Origin of the sequence: Devosia sp. LjRoot3 (assembly GCF_964252865.1) — a bacterium.
GTDB lineage: Bacteria > Pseudomonadota > Alphaproteobacteria > Rhizobiales > Devosiaceae > Devosia.
On the sequence record NZ_CAXUPK020000002.1, the window covers coordinates 327,619 to 352,973 of the forward strand.

General features: G+C 62.8%; 26 protein-coding genes and 2 tRNA genes. 10 read left to right on the forward strand and 18 right to left on the reverse strand.

From position 1 onward, the window contains the following. Window positions 1–34: 34 nt before the first annotated feature. Entirely contained in the window at window positions 35–208 is a 174-nt protein-coding gene (locus ACSQ2A_RS08700) for a hypothetical protein (protein ID WP_436071880.1), read from the reverse strand. Between the two features lie 140 nt (window positions 209–348). Here ACSQ2A_RS08700 and ACSQ2A_RS08705 point away from each other — a divergent pair, with 140 nt between their 5' ends. Next, window positions 349–870: an RNA polymerase sigma factor gene (locus tag ACSQ2A_RS08705; RefSeq protein WP_436072273.1), complete on the forward strand. Its 522-nt coding sequence runs from the start codon at window positions 349–351 to the stop codon at window positions 868–870. Beyond that, window positions 867–2,912 (forward strand): vWA domain-containing protein, encoded by a 2,046-nt coding sequence (locus ACSQ2A_RS08710; protein ID WP_436071881.1) that lies wholly within the window; start codon window positions 867–869, stop codon window positions 2,910–2,912. Before ACSQ2A_RS08705 ends, ACSQ2A_RS08710 begins: the two co-directional genes overlap by 4 nt. A 48-nt stretch (window positions 2,913–2,960) precedes the next feature. Here ACSQ2A_RS08710 and ACSQ2A_RS08715 read toward each other — a convergent pair whose 3' ends face one another. Next, window positions 2,961–3,911, reverse strand: coding sequence for a ring-cleaving dioxygenase (locus ACSQ2A_RS08715; RefSeq protein ID WP_436071882.1), 951 nt, complete (start codon window positions 3,909–3,911; stop codon window positions 2,961–2,963). Window positions 3,912–4,114: 203 nt separating this feature from the next. Here ACSQ2A_RS08715 and ACSQ2A_RS08720 point away from each other — a divergent pair, with 203 nt between their 5' ends. After that, window positions 4,115–4,240: a hypothetical protein gene (locus tag ACSQ2A_RS08720; RefSeq protein ID WP_295415574.1), complete on the forward strand. Its 126-nt coding sequence runs from the start codon at window positions 4,115–4,117 to the stop codon at window positions 4,238–4,240. Between the two features lie 188 nt (window positions 4,241–4,428). Here ACSQ2A_RS08720 and ACSQ2A_RS08725 read toward each other — a convergent pair whose 3' ends face one another. Further along, window positions 4,429–4,749, reverse strand: a complete 321-nt coding sequence (locus tag ACSQ2A_RS08725) for a putative quinol monooxygenase (RefSeq protein WP_436071883.1) — start codon at window positions 4,747–4,749, stop codon at window positions 4,429–4,431. Window positions 4,750–4,977: 228 nt separating this feature from the next. On the opposite strand from ACSQ2A_RS08725, the gene ACSQ2A_RS08730 reads away from it, so the two are divergent. Together ACSQ2A_RS08730 and ACSQ2A_RS08735 are read left to right on the forward strand one after the other, a co-directional pair. Next, window positions 4,978–5,054 (forward strand) — tRNA-Met (locus ACSQ2A_RS08730). Window positions 5,055–5,228: 174 nt separating this feature from the next. Beyond that, window positions 5,229–5,303, forward strand: a tRNA-Gln gene (locus tag ACSQ2A_RS08735). Between the two features lie 113 nt (window positions 5,304–5,416). Here the strand turns inward: ACSQ2A_RS08735 and ACSQ2A_RS08740 are convergent. From ACSQ2A_RS08740 to ACSQ2A_RS08770, 7 genes are all read right to left on the reverse strand, one after another. Continuing rightward, the gene (locus ACSQ2A_RS08740; protein ID WP_436071884.1) at window positions 5,417–6,211 is read right to left on the reverse strand and encodes a sugar isomerase domain-containing protein; all 795 of its coding nucleotides are present in this window, start codon (window positions 6,209–6,211) and stop codon (window positions 5,417–5,419) included. An 18-nt stretch (window positions 6,212–6,229) separates the two neighbouring features. Continuing rightward, the gene (locus ACSQ2A_RS08745; RefSeq protein WP_436071885.1) at window positions 6,230–6,979 is read right to left on the reverse strand and encodes a GntR family transcriptional regulator; all 750 of its coding nucleotides are present in this window, start codon (window positions 6,977–6,979) and stop codon (window positions 6,230–6,232) included. After that, complete coding sequence (locus ACSQ2A_RS08750) at window positions 6,979–7,851, reverse strand: ROK family protein (RefSeq protein ID WP_436071886.1); 873 nt, start codon at window positions 7,849–7,851, stop codon at window positions 6,979–6,981. The genes ACSQ2A_RS08745 and ACSQ2A_RS08750 overlap by 1 nt, the downstream gene beginning before the upstream one ends. After that, window positions 7,848–8,696: a carbohydrate ABC transporter permease gene (locus ACSQ2A_RS08755; RefSeq protein WP_436072274.1), complete on the reverse strand. Its 849-nt coding sequence runs from the start codon at window positions 8,694–8,696 to the stop codon at window positions 7,848–7,850. The genes ACSQ2A_RS08750 and ACSQ2A_RS08755 overlap by 4 nt, the downstream gene beginning before the upstream one ends. Before the next feature lie 5 nt (window positions 8,697–8,701). Next, a complete protein-coding gene (locus ACSQ2A_RS08760; protein ID WP_436071887.1) occupies window positions 8,702–9,595 on the reverse strand; it encodes a carbohydrate ABC transporter permease in 894 nt (297 codons plus the stop codon). A 65-nt stretch (window positions 9,596–9,660) separates the two neighbouring features. Next, window positions 9,661–10,953, reverse strand: coding sequence for an ABC transporter substrate-binding protein (locus tag ACSQ2A_RS08765; RefSeq protein WP_436071888.1), 1,293 nt, complete (start codon window positions 10,951–10,953; stop codon window positions 9,661–9,663). A 157-nt stretch (window positions 10,954–11,110) separates the two neighbouring features. Then, window positions 11,111–11,737: a TetR/AcrR family transcriptional regulator gene (locus tag ACSQ2A_RS08770; RefSeq protein ID WP_436071889.1), complete on the reverse strand. Its 627-nt coding sequence runs from the start codon at window positions 11,735–11,737 to the stop codon at window positions 11,111–11,113. A 115-nt stretch (window positions 11,738–11,852) separates the two neighbouring features. On the opposite strand from ACSQ2A_RS08770, the gene ACSQ2A_RS08775 reads away from it, so the two are divergent. Continuing rightward, window positions 11,853–13,079, forward strand: coding sequence for an MFS transporter (locus tag ACSQ2A_RS08775; protein ID WP_436071890.1), 1,227 nt, complete (start codon window positions 11,853–11,855; stop codon window positions 13,077–13,079). A gap of 96 nt (window positions 13,080–13,175) precedes the next feature. On the opposite strand, the gene ACSQ2A_RS08780 is transcribed toward ACSQ2A_RS08775, so the two are convergent. The 3 genes from ACSQ2A_RS08780 to ACSQ2A_RS08790 form a co-directional block, all read right to left on the reverse strand. Next, a complete protein-coding gene (locus tag ACSQ2A_RS08780; RefSeq protein WP_436071891.1) occupies window positions 13,176–13,538 on the reverse strand; it encodes a c-type cytochrome in 363 nt (120 codons plus the stop codon). A gap of 67 nt (window positions 13,539–13,605) precedes the next feature. Further along, on the reverse strand, window positions 13,606–15,048 hold the full coding sequence (locus ACSQ2A_RS08785) for a hypothetical protein (protein ID WP_436071892.1): 1,443 nt from the start codon (window positions 15,046–15,048) through the stop codon (window positions 13,606–13,608). Window positions 15,049–15,145: 97 nt separating this feature from the next. Then, window positions 15,146–16,432: an imelysin family protein gene (locus ACSQ2A_RS08790; protein WP_436071893.1), complete on the reverse strand. Its 1,287-nt coding sequence runs from the start codon at window positions 16,430–16,432 to the stop codon at window positions 15,146–15,148. Between the two features lie 129 nt (window positions 16,433–16,561). Here ACSQ2A_RS08790 and ACSQ2A_RS08795 point away from each other — a divergent pair, with 129 nt between their 5' ends. The 4 genes from ACSQ2A_RS08795 to ACSQ2A_RS08810 are packed head-to-tail and all read left to right on the forward strand — an operon-like array spanning window position 16,562 to window position 20,859. Beyond that, window positions 16,562–17,227: a Fe2+-dependent dioxygenase gene (locus ACSQ2A_RS08795; RefSeq protein WP_436071894.1), complete on the forward strand. Its 666-nt coding sequence runs from the start codon at window positions 16,562–16,564 to the stop codon at window positions 17,225–17,227. A gap of 12 nt (window positions 17,228–17,239) precedes the next feature. Then, the gene (locus tag ACSQ2A_RS08800; protein WP_436071895.1) at window positions 17,240–18,235 is read left to right on the forward strand and encodes an iron ABC transporter substrate-binding protein; all 996 of its coding nucleotides are present in this window, start codon (window positions 17,240–17,242) and stop codon (window positions 18,233–18,235) included. Window positions 18,236–18,283: 48 nt separating this feature from the next. Beyond that, on the forward strand, window positions 18,284–19,825 hold the full coding sequence (locus ACSQ2A_RS08805; protein ID WP_436071896.1) for an ABC transporter permease: 1,542 nt from the start codon (window positions 18,284–18,286) through the stop codon (window positions 19,823–19,825). Beyond that, window positions 19,822–20,859 carry an ABC transporter ATP-binding protein gene (locus tag ACSQ2A_RS08810; protein WP_436071897.1) on the forward strand — a complete coding sequence of 346 codons (1,038 nt, stop codon included), beginning with the start codon at window positions 19,822–19,824 and terminating at the stop codon, window positions 20,857–20,859. Before ACSQ2A_RS08805 ends, ACSQ2A_RS08810 begins: the two co-directional genes overlap by 4 nt. Here the strand turns inward: ACSQ2A_RS08810 and ACSQ2A_RS08815 are convergent. From ACSQ2A_RS08815 to ACSQ2A_RS08835, 5 genes are all read right to left on the reverse strand, one after another. After that, window positions 20,848–21,495, reverse strand: a complete 648-nt coding sequence (locus ACSQ2A_RS08815; protein WP_436071898.1) for a hypothetical protein — start codon at window positions 21,493–21,495, stop codon at window positions 20,848–20,850. The two genes, ACSQ2A_RS08810 and ACSQ2A_RS08815, sit on opposite strands and share 12 nt — an antisense overlap. Window positions 21,496–21,586: 91 nt before the next feature. Continuing rightward, complete coding sequence (locus ACSQ2A_RS08820) at window positions 21,587–22,372, reverse strand: SDR family NAD(P)-dependent oxidoreductase (protein WP_436071899.1); 786 nt, start codon at window positions 22,370–22,372, stop codon at window positions 21,587–21,589. A 9-nt stretch (window positions 22,373–22,381) separates the two neighbouring features. After that, the gene (locus tag ACSQ2A_RS08825; protein WP_295415540.1) at window positions 22,382–23,149 is read right to left on the reverse strand and encodes an ATP-binding cassette domain-containing protein; all 768 of its coding nucleotides are present in this window, start codon (window positions 23,147–23,149) and stop codon (window positions 22,382–22,384) included. After that, window positions 23,146–24,222, reverse strand: coding sequence for an ABC transporter permease (locus tag ACSQ2A_RS08830; protein ID WP_295415538.1), 1,077 nt, complete (start codon window positions 24,220–24,222; stop codon window positions 23,146–23,148). Before ACSQ2A_RS08830 ends, ACSQ2A_RS08825 begins: the two co-directional genes overlap by 4 nt. 72 nt (window positions 24,223–24,294) lie before the next feature. Then, window positions 24,295–25,314: a sugar ABC transporter substrate-binding protein gene (locus tag ACSQ2A_RS08835; protein ID WP_295415536.1), complete on the reverse strand. Its 1,020-nt coding sequence runs from the start codon at window positions 25,312–25,314 to the stop codon at window positions 24,295–24,297. Between the last annotated feature and the right edge of the window lie 41 nt (window positions 25,315–25,355).

Here is a 25,355-nt window from a genome sequence, read left to right on the forward strand (position 1 = left end):
CTCTCAGCTCGCGCCGCCCCCCTCATCCGGCGCGTTACTGCGCCACCTGCTCCGTAGTCGGCTCCTTCGCCGCATTGGCCGCTTCCCGCAGCGCCTGATACTGCCCTAGCCCGCCCATCATCATCGATATGGCAATCAGCACTACGACCGCGCCCATGGCGAGGATGAAGATGCGCGTGCGGTTCAGCTTGAAGGGGCTTTCGGACATGCTCGTCTCCATACAGAAAAATTTCGGCGACGACCAAAGGATTGCGGCGGTACCGGCGTCTTACGACTAAACTAGCTGCAAAGAGGCTTTCTGTGCAGGCACGATTGGTGGGACTGACTGCCGCATCCATACCCGATCCAATGGCCGCCTTCACCGAGGCGCTGGTTCGGCGCGCCCAGAATGGCGATGCCGAGGCCTTTGCCGAATTGATCGAGGATCAATACGACCGGATTTATCGCACTGCCTGGCGCTGGTGCGGCAATGCGCATGACGCTGAAGACATAGCCCAGGATGTCTGCGTACGCCTCGGGGCGGCGCTGCAATCTTTCGATGGACGCAGCGCTTTTTCGAGCTGGGTCTATCGCATCACGCTCAATATGGTGCGCGACTGGCAGCGTGCCGGCCGCCGCCGCGGCGCGCATGTCGACGCCTATGCCGAGATCGCGCCGACCGAAGAAGCGCCAAACCAGGAAGACGCGACGACCAGCAGCCAGCTTTGGGCCGCCGTCCGAAACCTTCCCGAAAAGCAGCGCGATGCCGTGCTGCTCGTTTATGCCGAAGAAATGAGCCACTGCCAGGCCGCCGAGATCATGGGGATCAAGGAGGCCACCGTTTCTTTCCACGTTCACGAAGCCCGCAAGACATTGAGGGGGCTCCTATGACCGATCACCGCCCCGATCCGTTCGAAAATTTGGGCCAGTCGCCCGTGCCGCCGCCGCGTGCCTCTGCCAAGGCCGCCGCGCTTGCCGCCGCACGCGCCGCCTATGCCGAGGCCGAAACCAAAAAAAACGCGACCTCGACCCAAGGATCGGATCGCGGCCGCCGTCACATGTCCATCAAAGAAATCCTGAAGGGACTTTCGATCATGGACATCCGCATTCCGCTCGGCACGACCGCCGTGGCCCTGCTGCTCCTGCCGCTCGGCTACCAGCTCTATTCCACGACCGCGATGACCTCGGTCCAGGCGCCGCCGCGCCCGCAGATCACGGCGCCCGCCGCCGAGCCGGTGCCACCGCCCGCCCGCGAAGAGGTGGCCGACATCGCCGTGCAGCAGGGATCCGCCGACGCCGCAGCCGATAGCGATGCCTTGGCGGCGCCCGAACCCATGCTGCTCGAAAGCGAAGCCGCCCCGGACATGCGCATGGTTGCTCCGCAGAGTATGCCCGCTCCGGCGATCTCGCCCTCGCTGTCCGCCGTCCAGACCGAAGCTTATGGCGGCGCACCTGTCGGTGGCCTCGCCAAGCAGAGCGTCTTTGCCGACGAAGCCGGCCGTATGGCGCCACTCCCGAGTGGCGATGAATTCACCAGCTTTGACGAACAGCGCCTGAAGGTCGCCGCCGAAGACCCGGTCTCGACCTTCTCCATCGATGTCGACACGGCGAGCTACTCCTATGCCCGCCGCATGCTCGAAGACGGCTATGTCCCCGAGCCCGATGCCGTGCGCATCGAGGAGCTGATCAACTATTTCCCCTATGACTACCCGGCCGCGCCCAGCGCCGAGGTGCCGTTCCAGCCGACGCTAAGGGTCTTCCCGACGCCGTGGAACGACAAGACTCAGATTCTGTCCATCGGCATCCGCGGCTATGAACCGCCCGCCGAAGCCATTGCGCCGAGCAATCTCGTCTTCCTCATCGACACCTCCGGTTCGATGGACGAGCCCGACAAGCTGCCGCTGCTGAAACGCTCCTTCGCGCTGCTGCTCGATCAGCTTTCGGAAAAGGACACGGTCTCCATCGTCGCCTATGCCGGTTCGGCAGGCGTGGTGCTCGAACCGACCGCCGCCAGCGAAAAGGCAAAGATCCTTTCGGGTCTCGACGAACTCGGGGCAGGGGGCTCGACGGCCGGCGCCGACGGCATCGAACTCGCCTATCGCCTCGCCGAAGAGGGCAAGACGAACGGTACCAATCGCGTCATCCTCGCCACCGATGGTGACTTCAATGTCGGTATCGATGATCCCGATGCGCTAAAACAGTTCATCGCCAAGAAGCGCCAGTCCGGCATCAGCCTCTCGGTGCTCGGCTTCGGCCGCGGCAATCTCGACGATGCGACCATGCAGGCGCTGGCCCAGAACGGCAACGGCAATGCCAGCTACATTTCCAACTTCGCCGAAGCCAAGAAGGTGTTGGTCGAGGAAGTGGGCGGCACGCTCCACACCATTGCCCAGGACGTCAAAATCCAGGTCGAATTCAACCCGGCCCTCGTGTCGGAATATCGCCTCATCGGCTACGAAACTCGCCACCTCGAACGCGAGGATTTCAACAATGACGCGGTGGATGCCGGCGATGTCGGCGCAGGCCACACGGTCACCGCGCTTTATGAAATCACCCCAGTCGGCGCCGGTCAGGTCGATTCCCTGCGCTATGGCAGCGACACGGCCACCACTGGCGGCAACGAAGAAATCGCCTTCCTCAAGATGCGCTACAAGCTGCCCGGCGAAAGCGTCAGCCAGCTTATGGAACAGCCCGTCACCCCCGAGGTCGTCTATGACGATATCACCCTTGCCGGCAGTGACGCCCAGTTCGCCACCGCCGTCGCCGCCTTCGGCCAGAAGCTGAAAGACAGCGTCTATGGCACGGACATGACCTGGGCCGAGATCGAAGCCCTCGCCAAAGCCGGCCGCGGCGAAGACGAGGGTGGCTACCGCGCCGAGTTCATCCGCCTCGTTCAGGACGCCGCCTTGCTCGAACCCGACGCCACCCGCTGAATCAAAGAAGGCCGCCCGGCGACACCGGGCGGCCCTCTGAGTTCGGCTTTAGACCAGAGGCTTCAAACCAGCCTCGATCTGGGCCCGCTGGCTTTCGAGGAACGGCGGCAGCGACAGGCTTTCGCCCAGCGTTTCCATCGGCTCGTCGGCGGCAAAGCCGGGAACGTCGGTAGCGATTTCGAACAGAACCCCATTCGGCTCCCTGAAGTAGAGTGAGGTGAAGTAGAACCGTTCCACCTCTCCCGAGGAGCGAATGCCAAAACTGTTCACCCGTTCGATCCATTCGCGCAGGCTATTCTCGTCCGGCGTGCGGAAGGCGACGTGGTGGACGCCACCGGCACCGGGGCGAGCCCGCGGCAGGCTCGGATCGACCGAGACATGCAGTTCCGCGGCCGGGCCGCCCGGACCCATTTCATAGACGAAGGTTTCGGCGCCGCGTTCACGGGCCGGATAGTGCCGCACCTGCCGCATGTTCATCACGCGGGTCAGCATGGCGTCGGTCGGCTCGAGCTTGGGCACAGACAGGGTGATCGGGCCAAGGCCGACAATCTGCTTGTCTGCCGGCACCGGCGACTTGGCCCAGGGGATCACCTTGTTGCGGCCGTCGACGACAAACCGGAAGCGCTGGCCTTCAAAATCCTCAAAGTCCATCGAGACATGCCCGAAGCGTTCCTTGATGCCGCTGGTTGAAACCTTGTTGGCCTCGAGATGCTCCTTCCACCACTGCAGCGTTTCCTCGCTATCGACGCGCAGACCCGTGCGGCCAACCGTGTGATTGCCACGCTGTTCGCGCATGGTGGGGAAATCGAAGAAGGTCAGGTCGGCACCGGGCGAAGCGACGCCGTCACCGTAAAAGAGGTGATAGGCCGACGTGTCGTCCTGGTTCACCGTCTTCTTGATGAGGCGCATGCCCAAGGTTTCGGTGTAGAATTTGAGATTGCGCGGTGCATCTGCAGTCACGGCCGTCAGATGGTGGATGCCGCCAAGTTCCAGGGTCATTTCCAAAACTCCCAATATCGCGGCGTCTTCCGCCGTGTTCGAGTAGGAATGTAAGCGACGCCGCCAGTCGTTCATAGCGATACAATTGCAACGCACTGGTGTCGATTATTGAACGGTCTCTCCGAAATGTCCTAGTACTTCTAGGGGCCCCGCAACTCGTTCTCGGCCGCCGCGTTCTATGAGTAAAGAGGAGGAGTGTTTTCATGTACGAGCATGACAAAACCGGTCTTGAATTCATTGAAGGCTTTTCGCTGCTCGCCCTGGCATTGTGGATAGGTGGCGCCGCCATACTTTTCGCCGTGGTTATGCTGGGCGTCGCACGGGTGTGACCTCGATGAAATCCGACCCGAAAAGCCAGCAGAACCAACCCATGACCAGGCGGGGACCAGATGGTCGCCCGCACGAAACGGTTGAAATGGAAGAGCGGGCTCGCGACGCCGAAAAGGCCAAGAGCGAGAAGTCACGTCCGAATCTCTTCCGCCAGCGGCCCGCGCCTGACTAGAAGCCGTTTGATGTCTCAGCTTGCGCCGAGCGGCGTAAGGAACGTCAGAATGGAGTTGGGTTCGACGATCAGCTCTCCCAGCTTGGCGTTGAACTCGGCTCCATAGCTGGCTGCGATGTGAACTTCGAACGCTGCCTTGTCTCGGTAGATTTCGTAGACCACGAATTTCGCGGGGTTTTCCAATCGTCGATAGCAGTCGAAGACGACATTGCCCGCCTCGGCGCGCACCTTTACCGCAAGGTCAGCCAAGAGCTCGGCAATTGCGTCTTCACGGTTCGGCAGGGCGGTAAATTCGGCAATCAGGGAAACCGGCGTTCCCGGGAGCAAATCGCTCAATATTTTCATCGCGTATGACTCCCAATCCGGCCTTTGGCGGGAAGGTACATCATTGGAGATGAATCGTCCTCGGACGGGCGCGACGGACCCCAAGTTTAATGCAGAACATGTTCCGATCTGCGGTTACACGGAGCAGTTGGAAAAATCATAAGTGAAAGGTCTCGGTGCTTGACAGACCGGGCCCCTCGATCTTAGTAAGGCGCCATCGACGCAGGTCGAGCCCCTTGGGGCGGAGTAGCTCAGTTGGTTAGAGCAACGGAATCATAATCCGTGTGTCCCCAGTTCGAATCTGGGCTTCGCTACCAAACCTTCCCAATGAAATTAGCAACTTGAACGGCGCCTTGCGCCGCCAAAGCTCCTGCTGGTCGGCTGCGCAGAGACGCATTTGGCTTGCCTCCACCGACTTTCCCACGCCTATTTTAGTGCCTCGACAAGCCGTGTTGCACGGCCTTGGCAAACGGTGTAGGAACCGCGCCAGTTGGGGTGTCGCCAAGTGGTAAGGCACCGGTTTTTGGTACCGGCATTCCTAGGTTCGAATCCTAGCACCCCAGCCACAGCTCCCCGAAATTTTGATTTTTCTGTATCTGCCTTTTCTGGCCTGCTTTGACGCACGATCGGCACGAGCAGTGGGCTCGTGCCGATCTTTTCTATGCGACTAAGGCGTCGGTCAGCCCTCGTTGGCCATGGTCTTCTTGAACTGTGCCAGATGCTTGGACTGCGCGTCGATCATCTTTTCGCGGTACTGGCCATAGATAATGTCGGTATCGTGCAGGGTGACGCCCGGAATGGTGGGCGAAGCGAAGACCGGCAGTTCGATGCCCTTGTCGGCCAGCTTTTGCGCCGTGCGCGACACCAGTTCATGCATCATGATCATGGCGAGGACAGTGGACGAACCCGAAACCGGACGGCTCCAGCCCTTGATGTCGACAATGGCGTCTTCCACCGGCGCGCCGGTGTCGATGACGATGTCGGAGGCATGCGGCAGGCGTTTTCCGGAGCTATGGGTGGCCGGCTTGCTGGCATTGGATTTGGCCGTGATGGCGATCACGGTGAGGCCACGTTCCTTTGCATAGAGGGCGGTGTCGATGCCCGAGGCATTGCTGCCCGAATGGCCGAAGATGACGATCGTGTCGCCGGGATTGAGCGGCTGATGATCGAGGAATTTTTCGGCATACTTTTCGGTGCGTTCGAGCCAGAGCAGTTCGCGCACGCCGCCAGCGCCCAGAATATTGTGCCACATGACGCGCGGGTCGGTCAGCGGGTTGAAGCCGAGATAGGAGCCATAGCGCGGATAGGTTTCCTGCACGGGCAGCACGGAGTGGCCCGAGCCATAGAGATGCACGAGGCCGCCATTGGCGAGGGTCTCGCTCATGGCCTTGGAGGCGGCTTCGAATGCTGCTTCGTTTTCGCCGGCAGTCTTTTCGGCGATGGCCGCGAGCTTGGAAATGAAGAGAGTGGACATGGGGTCTGGCCTTTCAAACTAGACGTAAAGGGTTGAGCGGATTTCGTAGCGGTCGGCACGCATGGTGGAGACCGCAAATTCAAAGGGGCTGCGCTGGTCGAACGTGATGCGCTCGACCTCGAAGGCCGGGGTGCCGACCGGCAGTTCGAGATCGTCGGCATCGCCGGCAGCGACGGCGCCGACGCGATAGACTTCCTTGGCCTTGACCGGGACAATGCCGGCATTGTCCTTGAGCCAGCGATAGAGCGAGGTTACGTCCGAGGCGGCCTCAAAGAGGCCGGGTACGCGCACGGATGGCAGGTGCGTTGTCTGGATGCCGATGGGCTGGCCATTGCCGAGACGCAGGCGGCGGAGTTGCACGACGCTGTCGCCCTCGGCGATTTCGAGCGCTTCGGCAATCTCGCGGGTTGCGGAAATGACCTGCGCCAGGAGGAGGCGCGTACCCGGCGAAACGGCAAGGGTCTGCATTTCATCGGTAAAGCTGGTGAGGCCGCGGACGCCGGCCACCATGGTGGCCGAGCGCACGAACGTGCCGCGGCCATGCTCGCGGCGGAGCATGCCGGCCTCTTCGAGATTGCGCAGGGCGTGGCGCAGGGTAATGCGGGAAATGCCGAGCATTTCGCAGAGGCGATCCTCATTGGGGATTTGCAGCCCCGGTGCCCATTCGCCCTGGTCGATGAGGTCGCGTAGCGCCATTTCCGCCTGGTGCCACAGTGGTTCCGGACGGCGCCGGTCGGGGCGCACCAGGCCCGCAGGTTCGTCGCTCATTATGTCCTCCTCCAATTGGGGCCGAGGGCCCCGGCATAGGCTGCGCCGACCAGCCCGGCCCGGGCGCCGTGCTGGGCCGGCAACAGGGCAACACCGCGCAGGTGCGGCGGCAGCCGCCGGTCGACGGTTTTGCGCAGCATTGGTTCGATGACGTCAAAGGCTTCCGCGACGCCGCCCGCGATGATGATTGCCGAAGGATCGAGCAGGGCGACGGCCGAGCCAATTGCTGTGCCTAGCGCGTCCATGGGGCGGGCCAGCAGCGCCAGCGCCGCTGGATCGCCGGAGCGGGCGGCGGCGATGAGGTCGTGGCCTTTGCCCAGGCCGATTGTTTGTGCCAGCCGATCGAGCGCCCTTCCGGCAGCCTGACGTTCGAGCCAGCCGCTGACATCTTCGCCAGTGTCGGCGAGATCAGCGGTGGCCCAGCCGAAGGAACAGGCGCCGCCGGCGTGGCCGGCAATGATTGTGCCCGAGGCGAGCACGGCCGAGCCTATGCCTGTGCCGATGGCGAGGAGCACGGCGTCGGAAAGCCCTTTCGCGGCGCCGCCACGGACTTCGCCGAGAAGGCTCAATTGCGCGTCATTGCCGAGACCGATGGAGATATCAGGCAGAGCTTGAGCGAGATCGAGCCCGTCGAGATAAGGCAGGTTCGGCACCCAGCGGCAGACCGTGCTCTGGGCAAGGCCGGGAATGCCGAGGCCAAGGGCGCGGGCATTGTGCTTCGTCAGCAGGGCGCGAACGAGATCGAGGAAATCGGCGCGCGATTGCGGGGCGGCGACGTTTTCGACCAGCCTCACTCCAGCCGGGTCGACACTATCGGCAAGACCGATGCGGCAGCGCGTGCCGCCAAGATCGATGGCGAGAACCGTGCTCATCCCTTCACCCCCGTGGCGACGATGGAATCGACGAAAAAGCGCTGGAGGAAGACGAAGAGGATAACCGGCGGCAGCACGGCCAGGGTCGCCCCGGCCATCACAAGGCCGGTATTCATGGCGCCGCGATTGTAGCTCAGGAGCCGGCTGAGCGAGATGACAATGGGATATTGATCGGTATTGCCCTGCAACACGGTCAGTGGCCAGAGATAGCTGTTCCAATGATAGACGAAGGCAAAGAGGGTGAGCGCCGCAATGGCCGGCAGCACGGAGGGTGCGACGATCTTGAAGAGGATCAGGAACTCCGAAGCGCCATCCACCCGCGCTGCATCGATGAGGTCATCGGGCACGCCCTTGATATATTGGCGCATGAGGAAAATGCCGAAAGCATTGGCGAGATTGGGCACGACCACGCCAAGCAGATTGGCATTGAGCCCGAGATAGCCGGTGAGCCGATAGAGCGGGATCAGCGTCACGATGGGCGGTAGGAACATGGTGGCGATCAGAATGGCAAAGAGCCAGTCGCGCCCCTTGAAGCGATATTTGGCAAAGGCATAGCCGGCCATGAGGCTGGTCACCACAATGGCGACGGTGGTCACGACGGCGATGAAAGCCGAATTGACGAAGGAGCGCCCGAGGCTGACGACATCGGCGACTTCGGCAAAAGCGTTGAGATTGGGCGAGCCGGGCCACCAGACCGGCGGCACCTGCATGCTTTCCTCGGGGGTCTTGAGGCTCGATAGCACCATCCAGACCAGCGGGAAGGCGGCCGCCACGGCAATGGCGAGGATGACGAGGGTCAAAGCGCCGCGCCGCCAGGTCCGGGGATGACGCCGATAGGGTCGCATGCTGCTCATCGTTGTTCTCCCCGGTCGCGCAGCAGGGTGAACAGGAGGACGATGACCACGATCAGCGACAGCATGAGCGTAACGGCCATGGCTGAGCCGAGGCCACCCTGCGCGCGCTCGATGCCGACGCGGCGGATATGATAGGTCATGACATTGGTGGAATTGACCGGCCCGCCCTGCGTGATCAGCGCCACGGGTTCGAACACCTGCACGGCATTGATGACGGCGATGACGGCCGAGAACAGCAAGGTATTGCGCAGCAGCGGCAGTGTTATCCTCCAGAACTGCATCCAGGCCGAGGCGCCATCGACAAGCGCGGCTTCATAAAGCGAGCGCGGAATTTGCGTCAGGCCGGCGACGGCGAGCACGGTGAAATAGCCCACCTGCTGCCAGACATTGAGGATGACGATGGAGACCAGCGCCGTTCTTGGCGAGGACAGCCAGGTCTGCGGCGGAATGCCGACCCAGCCGAGCATCTGGTTGATCGGCCCTTCGGTCGGCGAATAGAGCTTTGACCAGACGAGCGCCACGGCGATCATCGGCACCATATAGGTGGAAAAGAGTACGGTGCGCAGCAGGATGCCACCGGGGGCAAAGGTCTGGTGCACGAGAAGGCCAAGCATTACGGACAGCGGCAGGATCAGCGCCACCGAGAGCGCGGTATAGATCGCGGTATTGCCGAAGGCGGCGCGGAAGTCGCGGCCTATGGACGTCGGTCCCAGGAGGTCGGCAAAGTTGGCAAGACCCACAAAGCTGGCGGTTTCAAAGCCCGTTTGCGTCGACCATCGCGTGAATGAGAGGCCAATGGTCAGCACCATGGGCACAAGGACGAAAATGGCAATGAGCCCCGTGGCGGGCGCGAGCATGCCTATGGTCGAGCGGGTCTGACGGCCTGTCATCCGAGAAATCTGCCTGCGTAGAAAATGCGGGCGAGGCAAGCAGCCCCGCCCGCTCAAATGGATGACTACTTGGCGTTGCGTTCGAGGATTTCCGTAGCGTCAGCCTGGGCATTGGCCTGGGCATCGGCGGCGGTCACCTGGCCGAACTGCAGTGCTTCAAGCGTCTGCTGCAGGGATTCGGAGAATTCCTGACCACCCAAAACCACCGGGAAGGGTTTTGCGTCGGAGAGGGTCTCCGTGTAGCCGAGCAGGAACGGGTCGCTCGAAAGACGGTCGCCAAAGGCGGCAACGTCGGACGTCCGCGAGGGTAGGATGCCCATGGACATCAGGATATCGCCCATGGCCGAGGCGCCGTTCTCGCCCGAATCCGGCCCATTGAGCCAGGAGAGGAATTTCCACGCTGCTTCCTGTTCTTCGGGCGCTGCCTGGGCGTTGACCACGGTCATCCAGGAATAGGAAATCGAGCGCGCCGTGTCGCCCGAGGGGCCGACCGGAATGGGCGCGGTAGCAATATCGGCAAAGGCATCGCCCATGCCGGCCTTGAGCGCGGATTCCCACCAATTGGCCATGATGATCATGCCGGTCTTGCCCGAGACGAAATTGTCGAGGAAGGGCCCGGTGGTATTGGCGTCGGCGGTCGCCATGGCGGGGTCGGAAAAGCCCGAGGTGATGAGCTTTTCGTAAAGCTCAAAGGTTTCCTTGGCCGCCTGGCTGTCGAGCACCGGCTTGCCATCGACGATCAAGTCGCCGCCATTGGAGACCAGCAGCGAGGCAAAGGGATGCAGCACGCCAGCGGCCCAGGAATTGATCAGGCCAAAGCCCTGCTGGCCCTTGGAGGCATCGGTCAGCTTTTCGGCAGCGGCGAGGAAGTCGTCCCAGGTTTTGGGGGCCTCGGTAATGCCGGCTTCCTCGAAGAGGCGCTTGTTGTAGTTGAGCGCATAGACGTCGATTTCGTTGGGAATGCCATAGAGCGAACCGCCGACGGAGGCGGCGCTGACGACGCCAGTCGGCCAATTGGTTGTGGTGTCGCCAGCAATGGCTTCCGGCGCGGCGCTGACGAGGCTGTCGCGCACCAGATCCGGCAGCCATGCATCATAAATGCCGGCAATCGTCGCGCCACCGGCGCCGCCACCCGAGGTGCGCAGCGTCGTCAGCAGGTCGCCGAAGGGCACGGCGCGGACGGTGATGGTGTCGCCGGCATTGGCGGCTTCATATTTGTCGATGGCGGCGTCGAGCAGCGCCACCGTATCCGGACCCCAATGCGTCAGAAACGAAATCTCGGCGGCCTGCGTCCCCACGCTCGTGGCCAGCATCAGCGCGCCGATTGTGGCCAGGTGCCATCCCTTGCATGCTTTCATTGTCGTTCTCCCATCCTCATGCCAGCGGCTTCTCCAAACCGCTGCACGAAATAGTGTTATGACGTTATAACGACTATGGCAAGATGCTGTCTATCGAGGGCGGTGCAGGTCTCTCCGGCACGGCAGAAGGCCGATCCTGCTGCCGAAGGGCCGGCGGCTATCGCCTGGGTTTCGCTGCCCCTTCCGGGTCGGTCGCTGGTACCCGCAGGCTTTCGAGCAGCGCCCGGAACCCGGTTACCGCGCGCCTCGAGGTTTCCTCGGGATCGTCGGCACCGGCGATCCAGGTCGCTGCGTGGGTGCTCGCGCCATTGATCAGGCGGGCGGCGACCTCCGTATCGAGATCGATCAACTGCCCTTCGGCCTTGACGGCATCCAGATTGCTCTTGAGTGCCATGATGCAGGCATTGGCATTGGGCCATTGCGAGAGGTCGCCGAGCACGGCAGGGCCGTCTCGGAACATGATGCGCTGAATTTCGGGCTCAAGCGCCATCTCGATATAGGCGATCCATTCATCGACCAGCCCCTGCCATCGGGTCGGTGCCTTGACCGAGATGGCGAGAAGGCGCTCCGACATTTCGCCGTCGATCTCTTCGATCACTGCGCGGAGCAATCCCTCCTTGTCACCAAAATGGTGATAGAGCGCGCCGCGGGTGAGCCCGGCCTCCGCTGTGAAGTCGTCCATGGAGGACGCTGCATAGCCGATAGTGCCAAAAGCCTTTCGTCCCGCAGCCAGGAGCTTTTGGCGGGTCTCGGCCATGGTTTCCTTCCGCGATTTTCCGGCCATGTCACTCCATTCGCATACGCAACGTATTTGGATTGACATACGAGATGTATGCCAATATCCATTTCACATACGTAACGTATATAAGCGTTGCGAGAGTTCATCAAGGATGGGTGAAATGTCCAACCCCTATGCTCAGATCTTCCAGGCGCCCGGCGCCAAGGGATTTGCCGCCGCTGCCTTTGTCGCGCGCATGCCCATGGCCATGGCGCCTATCGGGATCGTCGCCATGCTGTCCCAGACCCACGGCGAATATTGGCTCGCCGGCGCGGTTTCGGCGACCTTCGCGATCGCCAATGCCTTTGCCTCGCCGCAGATATCGCGTCTGGTTGACCGCTACGGACAATCCGCCGTGGTGGCGCCGGCCATGCTGGTTTCGGTCCTCGCCTTCGTCGCGCTGATTTTGGCGGCGAACCAGAACTGGCCGATCTGGACGCTCTTCGTGTCGGCGCTTCTCGCGGCCAGCATGCCCAGCATTTCCGCCATGGTCCGCGCCCGCTGGAGCGAACTCTTCCGTGACCGTCCCGAACTCAACACCGCCTTTGCCTTCGAATCTTCCGCCGATGAACTCGTCTACATCGCCGGTGCCTCTGTTTCCGTGGCCTTGTCCGTGTCGGTCTTTCCGGAAGCAGGCATGGTTGCCGGCACGGCGTTTCTTGCCTTGGGCACAGTGGCTTTCCTGCTGCAGCGCGGCAGCGAACCAAAGGTTCGGGCCCATGTTGGCGGGAGGGCGCGGGGCTCGGCCATCAGCCTGCGCCCGGTCCAGATCATCACTCTGGCCTTGATCTTTGTCGGTGCCATGTTCGCCACTGCCGAGGTCAGCGCGGTGGCGATCACCGAGGACCTGGGACAGGCCGGCGCTGCTAGCCTCGTCATCGGCGTCTATGCCGTGGGGTCATTCGTGGTTGGCCTTGTGCTGGGTGCGATCAACCCAAAGATGGCTCTGCATCGCCAGTTGATGATCGCCGTCGGGGTGCTGGCGGTGACCTCGATCCCGCTGCTGTTTTCCACGAGCTCGGTGGCAGCGCTTGCGGTTGCCGTGTTCATCAGCGGCGTCGCGATTTCGCCAACCTTCATCACCGCATTCGGCCTGATCGAGCGGCGCGTTCCGGAGTCCATGCTCACCGAAGGCGTTACCTGGGTGATGACCGGCATCGGTATCGGCATGGCATTGGGATCATTCACCGCCGGCTGGCTCGTCGACGCCTATGGCCCGCAGCATGGCTTCTGGGTCTCGGTAGTGGCGGGCGCAGCTAGTGCCATCATCGTAGCGCTGGGGCAGGGCGCGCTCGGGGAGGGCAAGTCCAGAAATGCTGACCAGCTTAAGACCCAGCCGGCCGAATGACGGGCGAGTATCAGGCAGGGGCGCCCCCGAAGCGCCCCTCGCCACGGGCGAAGAGGGATTGACGTAACCGCAACGGTGAGCGGGCCCAATCCACCTTCACTCCACAAAAGCACCGTAGCTATTGTCCCAGGAATTGCGGACATAGGTGCCAACGGCCAGCAGTTCCTCGGGAGTCAGGCGCTTGCCAAAGGCGGGCATGTCGGCGCTGCCATTGGTGATCTGCCGGATGACGAATTCGGCATTGGCGAGGCGCTGATTGCCGGAGAGTTTCGGGCCGACAAAGCCGCCCCCCTTTGCGCCGTGGCATTCCTGGCAGCGGCGCACATAGATCGGCTCTCCGAGCGCGATGGTGTCGGCGAGCGATGCCGGGGCGGGCGAAGCTGTGTCCTGCGCATGGCCCGGCAATGCGGAGGCCAGCAAGGCGGCGACGATCAGGGCAGCGCTCTGAACTATCTTCATTTTTCTTCCGTCCAAAGACGAAATGGGCGGCCGTTACGGCCGCCCATTCCATCAGATTTGTATCGGCCTATTCCTGCAGGTCGAGGATTACGAGGCGCGCGCCACCGGCATTGTTGTTGGTGGTGAGAGCCACGTGCTTGCCATCGGGCGACACGGCAGCGCCAAAGAACTGGGCGGACACGGTGTCGTTCGGCAAAGCAAGGATGCCGTCTTCGCTCACAGTGGTATCGAGCTTGCCGGTGCTGTCGAGCACGACGGCAGACGGGATGCCGCCAAAGTAGCCAACATGGAGGGTGCGGTCATTGGGAAGGCCAACGAGGAGACGTCCGCGTTCTTCGGCCGACTTGAGGCCCGTCAGGCCCTCGGACTGCACTACGGCCGAGCCATTGCTGCCCCAGGTGGTGTCGAGTTCCTTGCCCTTGACGCGGAACGCGACGAGATCGGGCGCTTCGGTGGTCTTGAAGCCCAGGGTTGAGGGCGTTGCTTCGGCAGTTGCGCCGCCATAGCCGGTCGTCACCCAGCTGCCATCGGAAAGCTGCACCGCGGCATAGCCTTCGGCAAAGCCGCCATCGGCCACCAACGGGTTGAAGATGGCAATGCCGGGGGTCGCGGCAAGGCCCACGGCTTCAGCCGAGGACTGCGGGGAGACGAAGCCGCCAAAATTCTCGTCGAGCGAGCCATCGGGATTGAGATGGATCAGGATGACGTGGTTGCGCAGTGCTTCGCCGAGGTTGGTGTAGCCGGCACTCATGATCGAACCGTCTGCACCCAGGGTAACGCGGCGGCCGCCTTCGTTAAAAGTCTGGGCCGACTGATAGGTGAAGGGCTTGCCGCCATTGAAGGAGGCGTCGACCGAGCCATCGGAAGCCAGAAGGCGAACCACATAGCGGTCGGCGTCGGTGCGGCCCGAGCCTTCGGCGGCTGAACCGTGGCCGGCGACGATGAGCCTTTCTTCGCCGCTCGAATTGTCGACCTTGAGATCCCAGGCGGTATCCTGCGGCGGGTTTTCGACGCCGGGGAAGGCGTCATTGTTCGCATTGGCCCAGCCGAAGACGACTTCGAGGGCGCCAGTCTCGCCGCCCCATGCGTCGCCGGTCACCTGCTTGCCGGTCGCGTCGAAGCGCACGAGATAGACGGAAATACCGCCGTCTTCCTCAGTGGCATTGATCGCAGCAACCACATCGCCATTGGCGAGCGGAGCCACGGCAAGCGACTGCTCGATCGTGCCGCCCGGCAGGTCGACTTCGGCAAAACCATCTTCGCTGAAACCGGTATCCGGGGTGCCATCGGCATTGAAGCGGCCGACGATCACGTGCGAAGCCGGATTGGTTTCGGCGCTGGGATTGCCGATGTGGCCCGAGACGTAAATCTTGCCGTCGGCGCCATAGGCGAGACCGCGGAAGTCGTTGGCCTTGTCGGTGGTGAAATCGACCGAAGAGGTGATGTCCTGCGCCATGGCGGTGCTGGCCATCAGCGCGGTGCCGAGGATGATGAGGCTACGGGTAAGCATTGAAGTCCTCCAGTTGGGCCGGGACGGCGGATCGGGCGCATCCGGGCCTGCGTTTTCTCCGGCGGGCCACTGCCCGACGGTCGAAATCTGTTGCCGGCTACATGCCGGGTACGACGACGAGCACGCCAAGTTGGTTGGCGGCCTGGCGCAGGTCGCGTGCCAGATCGGTCAGGGCGCGGGCAGCGTCCTCGCCTGCAGCGCGTTCGGGACTGCCGGAAGCGGGAGCGAGGAACCGGGCATAGGGCGCGTCCATGGCGTCGAGGGTTTTGGTCGCGCGGTCAAAGCCTGCTTCGATCTTGCCCGCCAGTTCGGCATTGCTCGCCTTGACCAGCGCATCGAGCCCGCTATCGAAATAGACCGCGCGCGCTCCGGCGAAGGATGCGGCGTTGTCCACCTCGGAAGTCCCGCTGAATGGCGAGGGCTGAAAGTTCTTGTTGGCCGGGAAGAGCGCGGCGCCAATGCGGCGCAGGGGGATTTCGTAGCCGATCAGCACCGTCATGCCGTTGAAGGCCCGGCCCAGTGCATTACGCTGATCCATGCTTTCCACTGAGGCGCGATAATTGTTGCCGACATCGGGCGCCCAGGCGGCGACGAGTGCGCCTGTGTCATTGACGAAAAGCCGAGCTACGGAGGCAAGGTATTCACCACGACGCGCGCCTTGGTCTCCTTCGAAGGCCGAGGCCGGCAGCGCGCCGTCAACACCCCAGAGCAGATATTCGGCGACATGCAGGCCTGTGGTGATATTCACCGTCGGCTCGACGGTATTGAGCCGGGCAATAGCGCGGAAATTGAGCGATTGCGCCGTGTCCCCCAGGATGGCGTCGATGGTAGCGGGGTTAACCGGCCAGCCATTGAGGCGCGGCAGCGGGCCGCCCGGCGCATCGGCCGATATGGCGGGAATGTCTACTGGGCCGGCATAGAACTGATATGCCTCGGTCTTGAGATAGGCTTCGCGCGCCGCAAACCAGGCGGTGCGGGCGGCGGCCAGGGTTTCGTCGGTCGGGGAAGCCTGCAGGGCCGCTACTGCATCACTGAGTGCCTGGCCTGCCATATTGGTAGCGGTATAGGTGTCGTAGACCAGCGCGGCATAGGCCGAAACCTGGCTCTTCGCATCGTAAGCAAAGGCGCTGGGATCATTGGTCGCAAGGCGAAACTCGGTGATCGTGCCAAGCACGGCGCCGCCGCCTTCGCCCGGCCCGCCTTCACCGGCCGCTTCTGCCTGGGCGACGAGCACGCGCGGCCGCGTCGGCTGCACGGCGGAGGGCTGCTGGACTTCGGATTCGAGGCCGGGATTCTGCCGCGCAATCGCGGGGGAATTTGCACCCGCGCCGCCCACCAGCAATGCCGTGCCCAGACCCATCCAAATCCGCGTGCGACGCTCCACGAGAAACCCTCCAGGCCTGTTCTTCGCGGCTTGCGGACCGCCGAGCCAAGGGGTAGATAAACTGACAGTTAGTGTCAACTATGTAACTGACACTGAGTGTCAACTTTTGCCTGCGAGGGGAACAGCGGCATGATCCTGTGTATCGGCGACGTGCTTGATCGCGACGCTCTGGCGGATCTGCGGGGGACCGTCGCATCGGGCGTTTTCGTCGATGGCGTCTTGAGCTCGGGCTGGGCGTCGCGGCTGGTCAAGAACAACGAGCAGCTCGGGGCAGGGCCGGCGCTCGCCGCGGCGCAGGACAAGGTTATCGCAGCCCTGAAGGCTAATCCGGTCTTTGCCGGAGCCGTGCTGCCGCGCCGTTTTGCGCCGCCGCTTTTTGCGCGCTACGAGCCTGGCATGGAATTCGGCACCCATATGGACAATCCCCTGATGGGGCCGGACCACATGCGGGCCGATATTTCGGTGACGATTTTCCTCGTCGAACCCGACACCTATGACGGGGGCGAACTGGTGATGGAAACGACAAGCGGGGAGGCTGCCTATAAGCTCGCTGCCGGTTCGGCGATTGTCTATCCGACCACGGTCCTCCATCGCGTCGAACCGGTCACGCGCGGTCGCCGCGAAGTGGCGGTGACCTGGGCGCAGAGCCTCGTGCGGCGTGCCGATGAACGGGAAATCCTCTTTGATCTCGATCGCGTCGCCCGCTCCATTTTCGAGCGCGAGGGCAAAACCGAAGAATTCGAACTGATCAATAAAAGCAGCGCCAATCTCAAGCGCCTGTGGGTGGAATCGTAAGGGAACAATCGCATGACCAGGACTTTTCTCACCACGCTCGCATTGACGCTGACCCTCGCCACTTCAGTGCTGGCGCAGGACAATGGGCTGACCGTCTATACCTCGCAGCACCAGGCCCTGACGCAGGAATGGGCCGATGCCTTTACCGCCAAGACCGGCATTCCGGTGGCGATCCGCAAGGGCACCGACGTGCTGATGGCCAATCAGATCGTGCAGGAAGGGCTCAATTCGCCAGCCGATATTTTCCTTACCGAGAATTCCCCGGCGATGACGATGGTGGAAGAGGTAGGCTTGTTCTTGCCGGTTGCCCCCGAAACCCTCGCCAATACGCCCGAACAGTTCCGGCCGCAGAGCGGCATGTGGACCGGCATTGCCGCCCGCACGACCATGCTGGTCTATAATACCGAGATGATCAGCGAAGATGAGCTGCCCGTCTCCATGCTCGACCTGGCCAATCCCGAATGGCAAGGCCGCTGGGGCGCAGCGCCGGCCGGTGCCGATTTCCAAGCCATCGTCTCGGCGCTTCTCGAGTTGCGCGGCACTGAAGAAACCGCCAACTGGCTCGTCGGACTCAAGCAGAACGCGCTGCCCTATCGCGGCAATTTCGAAGCCATGCGCGGCGCCAATGTCGGGGAAGTGGCAGCGGCCCTGATCTACAATTACTATTACTTCGGCGATCAAGCCGGCACGGGCGAAAGCTCGAACAAGCTAAAAGTGCATTACTTTGCCAACAAGGACCCCGGCGCCTTCATCTCCGTTTCCGGTGGCGGTGTGCTGAAAGCGTCGGACAATCCGGAAGCCGCGCAGCAGTTTCTTGCTTTCGTCACCGGGTCCGAAGGCCAGGCGATCCTGCGCGATGGGCATAGCTATGAATATGCGATTGCCAGCGGCATCGAGCCCAACCCGGCGCTGCCGCCGCTGTCCAGCATCGACAGCCCGGAGATCGATCCGTCCCTGCTCAATGCGCAGGAAGTGGTGCAGTTGATGACCGCTGCAGGGGTGATCTGACCCCCCATGCACCAGGCATTGCCGAGTAAGGGCCGCGCTGGCGTGCCAATGCGCCTTTATCGGCATCGCCGCCGTGGGGCGTCGCCCCTTGTGCTTGCTGCCGCGATAGCCGTCGCGGCGCTGTCCCTGCTTCCCGTTGGCTTCGTTCTGGTCGTCCTGGTCCAATCCGGCTGGGACACGGCGAGCGCGCTGCTGTTTCGCCCGCGTATCGGCGAATTGCTCATCAATACCATGCTGCTCGAAGTCCTCGCCGTGCCGCTCAGCATCGCGCTGGCGCTGGCCCTCGCCTGGCTGACCGAGCGCAGCGATCTCAAATGGCGCGCGCTCTGGCGCTGGCTTGCCGTGGCGCCGCTGGCCATTCCCGCTTTCGTCCAGGCCTATGCCTGGGACAGTGCCATTCCTGTGCTCCGCGGCCTGTGGCCGGCCGTGCTCGTTTCTGTCCTCGCCTATTTCCCCCTGGTCTACCTGCCTGTCATCGCCCAATTGCGCCGGCTCGATCCGGCCATGGAAGACGTGGCAGCAACGCTCGGCACCAAGCCGCTCGCCGTTTTCTTGCGCGTCGTGCTGCCGCAATTGCGCCTCGCCATTTCGGGCGGCGCGCTGTTGATCGCGCTGCATCTTCTTTCCGAATACGGGCTCTATGTGCTGATCCGCTACGACACGCTGACCGTCGCCATCGTCAGCCAGTTTCAGGCTGTCTATGACGGTCCGGCCGCCAATCTGATGGGCATCGTGCTCGTCTTTCTCGCCGTCCTGTTCCTCGCGGCTGAAGCCTGGCTGCGGGGCGAAAGGCGCTATGCCCGTGTCGGTGGCGGCGCGGCACGCCAGGTCGCTCTCGTCAAGCTGGGTACCTGGTGGCCTCTCTTCATGGCGCTTCCCCTTCTGGTCACCGTGTTGGCTATCGGGCTGCCCGTCGTGACGCTGCTCCGCTGGCTTCTTATCGGTGGCATCGAGTCCTGGCATCTGCCCCAGCTTGCCACCGCGACCTGGCAAACGGCCGGCTATGCCTTGGCCGGTGCTGTCACCGTTTGCATCATGGCCTTGCCCATTGCCTGGCTTGCCGCCCGCGCGCCGGGCCCCTTGCAGAAGGCGCTCGAAAACATTCACTTTCAGGTCGGCGCGCTTCCGGGTGTCATCGTCGCTCTGGCGCTGGTCGCCGTCACGGTGCGGGTGGCGCTGCCGCTCTACCAGACCGTCGCCACGCTGCTCCTCGCCTATGTTCTGCTCTACCTGCCGCGCGCCATCGTTTCAGTGCGCGCCAGCCTCGCCCAGGTGCCCATTGAACTCGAACGAGCCGCCACGGCCTTGGGCCGTCCGCCACTCGCGGCCGTTGTCGGCGTCACCCTGCGCCTTGCCTTTCCCGGCATCGCCGCCGGCATGGCTCTGGTCGCCATGGGCATCACCACCGAACTCACCGCGACGTTGATGCTGAGCCCCATCGGCACTGAAACACTGGCCACCCAGTTCTGGGCCCGCACCGGCGAATTCGACCATGTCGGAGCCGCCCCCTTTGCCCTCGCCATGGTTGTGCTCTCTTTGCCGCTCTGCATCATTCTCCATAGCCAGGCCACCGGAGCCCGTTCGTCTTGACCGTTCTTCACATCGCTAATCTGGGCAAGACCTACGGCACGACGACTGCGCTTGCCGGCATAAACCTTGACGTCGCCATGGGCTCCCGCACGGTGATCGTCGGCCCATCTGGCTCGGGCAAGACCACACTTCTGCGCCTGATCGCCGGCTTCGAAACCCCCGATGCTGGCAAGATCGAACTCAATGGCGAACTGATTGCCGACCAGCAAGTCGGTGTCCCCGCCCATCGGCGCAACATCGGCCTCGTCATGCAGGAAGGCGCTCTCTTTCCGCATCTGAGCGTGCTCGACAATATCTGTTTCGGCATTCGCGCCGAGGCTGACGCGTCGGCGCGGGCGCTGGCCCTGATGGACATGACTGAGCTTGACCGCAGTATGGCGCAACGCCAGCCGCACCAACTATCGGGCGGCCAGCAGCAGCGCGTGGCATTGGCCCGCGCCCTGGCGCGGCAACCCCGTCTCATGCTGCTCGACGAGCCATTTTCTGCACTCGATGCGGGCCTCCGCGAACAGATGCGCGACGCGACGGCGCAAATCCTGGCGCATGCCGGCGTCGCCACCGTGCTCGTGACGCATGACCGCGACGAAGCCATGGGTTTTGCGGATCAACTGGTGATCCTGCGCGAGGGACGGCTCATCCAGGCCGGCAGCCCCAAAACCCTCTATCGCCGGCCGGCCGACGCAACGACCGCCGCCTTTCTCGGCGCAGCGATCATCCTGCCCGCCGATTTCACCGGGGCCGCCGCCGAATGTGCGCTGGGCAGGCTCCCTTTGCCCGATGACGATCAGGCGGAGGGTGCCGGACAAGTGCTTGTGCGCCCCGAGCAGTTGACCATTGGCGCCGCGCCAACTTCGGTCGAATGGCAGGTCGCATCAGTTCTCGATCGGGGAAACAAAAGCGCCGTGACGATCGAACGGCTCCATCGCGGCGGCCGGGTAAAGGTCAGCTTCGACCACGTCTCGGCGCATGTGTTGGAGATCGGTCAAACGGTGCAGGTTTCGGTCACCGGCACCGTGCACCCCCTAAGAGGCTGAGACGGAAGCCGTCTGCGTGCCTTGCTTGGCCTGCAGCATGCGATCGAAGGCATTGCGGACGGCCAGCGACAGGTTAAAGAAAACCAGGCTGACCGGATCGGTCTTTTCCTGCACGCCGTGCTGATGCGGCGGAAAGCCAAGCCCATCGAGACTGAGCACGACGCCACGGTTGAAATAGACGCGCGCCTCGAAATCCAACAGACCCGTCGAAAGGGTCTGGCCGTTCTCGATTTCAATCAGGATATCGCCCTGGCGCGACCTGCCGGGCGAATAGAGATCCGGCCGCGCAAAGAGATAGGCATGCGCGTCATAAAGGCCCGACGCTTCTTCGACATCGGGAAAATTGGCGAGATTGCCGTTCTGGCCAAGATTGTAGTGTTCGACCAGCATGGCCGCCAGCCGCGCCGCTACCAGAAGCTCCAACCCCGCATGATGAATACCGCTGATCACGGCCGCATGGCTCAGGCCATCGCTGCAAAACAGCCGATGCCCGCCGCGTCCCGGTACTTCCTTGAGTGGCTCGGGCGCGACGCCTCTTGCCAGCAACAGGGAAAACTCGCGCGGCGACAATGCCGCAGCGAGTGCAACATCGCGCGTCGTGAACAGGCCGGGTGGGGGAATGCTGGGGCGAGCCAATCTTGGACCCTAATATGATCGAGCGCTTTTAGCGCATCCGTCGGCGTCACAAAACCCCCAAGGGTTCGCCGAAGCAGGCAGCCACAACAGGTTAAGTGGTCCTGAGCCAACCGCCATCGACGAAATAGGTTGATCCCGTCGAATAGCTTGCCTTGTCCGAGCACAGGAAGACGAAGAAATTGGCCAGTTCTTCGGGGCTGGCAAAGCGCCGCATGCCACCGGCTTCGTCGGCGACCGATTGCAGGTGCTGGTGGTAGCCGTCTTCGCCGGCGATCTGCTTGGCGGTCTTTACCCAGTCGGGCGTCAGGACGAGACCGGGATTGATGGTGTTGACGCGGATATTGTCCTTGACCACTTCATTGGCCAGCGTCTTTGAAAACATCATCAACGCGGCTTTGGTCGTGTTGTAGATCGGCTCGTACCAGAGGGGCTGTACCGCGCAGATAGAGGCATTGTGCAGCACTACGCCGCCGCCGCGCTCGCGCATGGTGGGGACGAGGCCACGGGCCAGCCGCACCGCCGCCATCACATGCAGGTCCCAATAGAACTGCCACTTGGCGTCGTCGGCCTCTTGAATGGTTTCATTCGAGCCGGTGCCTGCATTGTTGATGAGAATATCCACGCCTCCGAAGGCCTGTTTCGTACCGGCAATAACGGCGTCGCAGCCTTCCGCGGTGGCAATATCGGCCGGGACTGCGATGGCAGTGATACCATGCACCCCGGCGACCCGGTCCGCTTCACGCTTGGCGCGTTCACCGTCCCGCCCGACTAGCACCACGTTAGTCCCTTCGGCCGCCAGACCCTCGGCCACGGCGAGGCCGATGCCGACCGTGCCCCCGGTGATGATGGCGACCTTGCCGCGCAGACCCAGATCCATATCAGCCCCCTAGTTTGCCGGCGGCTTCATCGCGCCGGTCATGATGGCCACCGCATCGGACATGGAAAAATCCTTGGGGTTGATGACGGCGATGCGCTTCCCCAGGCGGTGGATATGGATGCGGTCGGCCACTTCAAAGACATGCGGCATATTGTGCGAGATGAGGACGATGGGCAGGCCTCGGCGTTTGACGTCGAGCATCAGTTCAAGCACGCGCCGGCTTTCCTTGACGCCAAGGGCCGCGGTTGGTTCATCCATGATGATAACCCGGCTGCCGAAGGCAGCGGCACGGGCCACGGCGACGCCCTGCCTCTGGCCGCCGGAAAGCGTTTCGACCGCCTGATTGATGTTTTGGATGGTCATGAGCCCGAGCTCCGAAAGCTTGTCGCGGGCGATCTTCTGCATGCGGGTGCGGTCAAGCCGGCGGAACACCGAGCCCATGAAACCCGGTTTGCGCAATTCCCGGCCGAGAAACATGTTGTCGGCAATCGAGAGGGCAGGGGAGAGTGCCAGGTCCTGATAGACGGTTTCTATGCCGGCGAGCCGGGCTTCGAGCGGGGAGCGGAAGGAAACGACCTTGCCGCCGAGGCGAATTTCTCCGCCATCGGGGATGATGGCTCCACACAGGGCCTTGATCAGGGTGGATTTGCCAGCGCCATTGTCGCCGATGACGCCAAGAATCTCGTTTTCCTGCAGGTCGAAATCGGCATTGTCGAGCGCCACGACACGGCCATAGCGCTTGTTGAGGCCACGAGCCTCGAGCACGGGCTCGGTCATGCCGAAATCCTCCTGATCCACTGGTCGATAGCGACGGCGATGATGATGAGGGCACCGACAGTCAGCTGCCGCCAGAGCGGATCGACGCCGGTCAGCGAGAGCCCCGAGTCAAAGACCCCCACGATAAGGGCGCCGAACAATGTGCCGACGATCGAGCCGCGACCGCCAAAGAGCGAGGTACCGCCGATCACGACGGCGGTGATGGCATCAAGATTGGCGGTCTGATTGCCAAGCGGGGAGACCGCGCCGACCCGGCCGATCAGCACCCAGCCGGCAATGCCGCAGAGCAGGCCTGCCAGCGCATAGACGCCTACAAGCGTACGATTGACCTGGATGCCCGAAAGGCGCGCCGCTTGGGGATCATCGCCAATGGCATAGACATGCCGGCCAAAAGCGGTGCGGCTCAGCATGTACCAGATGACCACGGCGACAAGGATCATCAGGATCGAGCCAAGCATGAGGAAAGCGCCGCCCCCTAAGGGAATGCGCGCACCCATGGATTTGAGGAAAGGCGCAAACTGGTCGAGCGCCTGCGAGCGGATCGTCGCGGCATTGGAAACGAGGGTGATCAGCGCCCCGTAAATGCTCCAGGTGCCGAGGGTAACAATGAAAGGCGGCAATTTCAGCGCCGTCACCAGGATGCCGTTGATCAGGCCGCAGACGAGGCCGGTCAGAAGGCCGATCGGAAAGGCGATCGCTACAGGCACCTGATAGTCGACAGCCAGCTTGCCCATGATGATCGAGGACAGAACCATGATGGCGCCGACGGACAGATCGATGCCGGCGGTGATGATCACAAGGGTCTGGGCGGTACCGAGCAGGGCAATCAGGGTCACCTGAGCCAGGATCAGTGACAGGTTGAGCGTGCCGAAGAAGCGACCACCGCTGACGAAGGCGAAGACCACGACGGCGATGAGCAGGATGATCGCCGGAATTGCGGTCGGATTCTGGTGGAAGAAATGCTGCACGCGGCGCAGCAGGCTCGGTGCTTCGTCCTCAAAGCTGGCAACCCCATGGGTCGCTTGGTCAAGACCGCGCTCCGCCGTGGCCGAACCGGTGGCGTCGTCACTCATAGCCTGGCTCTCCGCTCGCAAAGATTGGTGCAGAAATGCCCCTCCGGTCGTCCCGGAGGGGCGTCGTCGGGATCAGCCCCAGCAGAGCTCGGCGCCTTCGGTGGTGTCGATCGACTCGACCCCATCGACTGGCTTGTCGGTCACGAGCCGTGCACCGGTGTCATAAAAGCCCAGTTCGGGGTCCACTTCCGGCTTGCTGCCATCCGCGGCGAACTTGGCGATGGCCTCGAGGGCAAGCGCCGCCATGTCGAGCGGATACTGTTGCGAGGTCGCTCCGATAATGCCGTCCTTGACGTTCTGGACGCCCGGGCAGCCGCCATCGACGGCAACGATCAGCACATTCTCGACGCCGGCAGCTTGCAGCGCCTGATAGCCACCGGCAGCGGCCGGTTCATTGATGGCGTAGACGACGTTGATATCGGGGCAACGCTGCAGCAGCGTTTCCATGGCGGTAACGCCGCCTTCTTCGGAGCCAGCGGTGACTTCGTGCCCGCAGATGCGCGCATCGTCCTCATCGCCATAGCGGTTGGGATCCTTCACATCGATCCCAAAGCCTTCCATAAACCCTTGGTCGCGCAGGTAGTCGACGGTCGGCTGATTGGTCGCGAGATCGAGGAAGCCGATCTTGGCATTGGCCGCTTCGTCTCCGAGCGTGCCGGCGGCCCACTGGCCGATCAGGCGACCCGCCTGACGATTGTCCGTAGCAAAGGTCGCATCGGCCGCGTCCATGGGTTCGAGCGGGGTATCGAGCACGATCACCAGAAGACCGGCATCGCGGGCCTGCTGGATGGTCGGCACGATGGCAGAGGAATCCGATGGCACGATGGCAAAGCCCTTGGCACCGGCCGCGATCAGGCTCTCGATGGCCGCGATCTGGCTTTCATTGTCGCCATCGAACTCGCCGGCATAGGTCCTGAGATCAAGACCCAGTTCCGTCGCCTTGGCCTGGGCGCCCTCTCGCATCTTGACGAAGAAGGGATTGCCTTCTGTTTTGGTGATCAGGCCCACGATGTCCTGTGCGTAGGCGGCCGATCCGCCAACAAGAGTGCACAGCAAGGCGGCCGCGGTGGCGGCTTTCAAAAACCTATTCATGTGTTCTCCTCCCAAGGGCGCGCCGAATCTCTTCCGGTCGG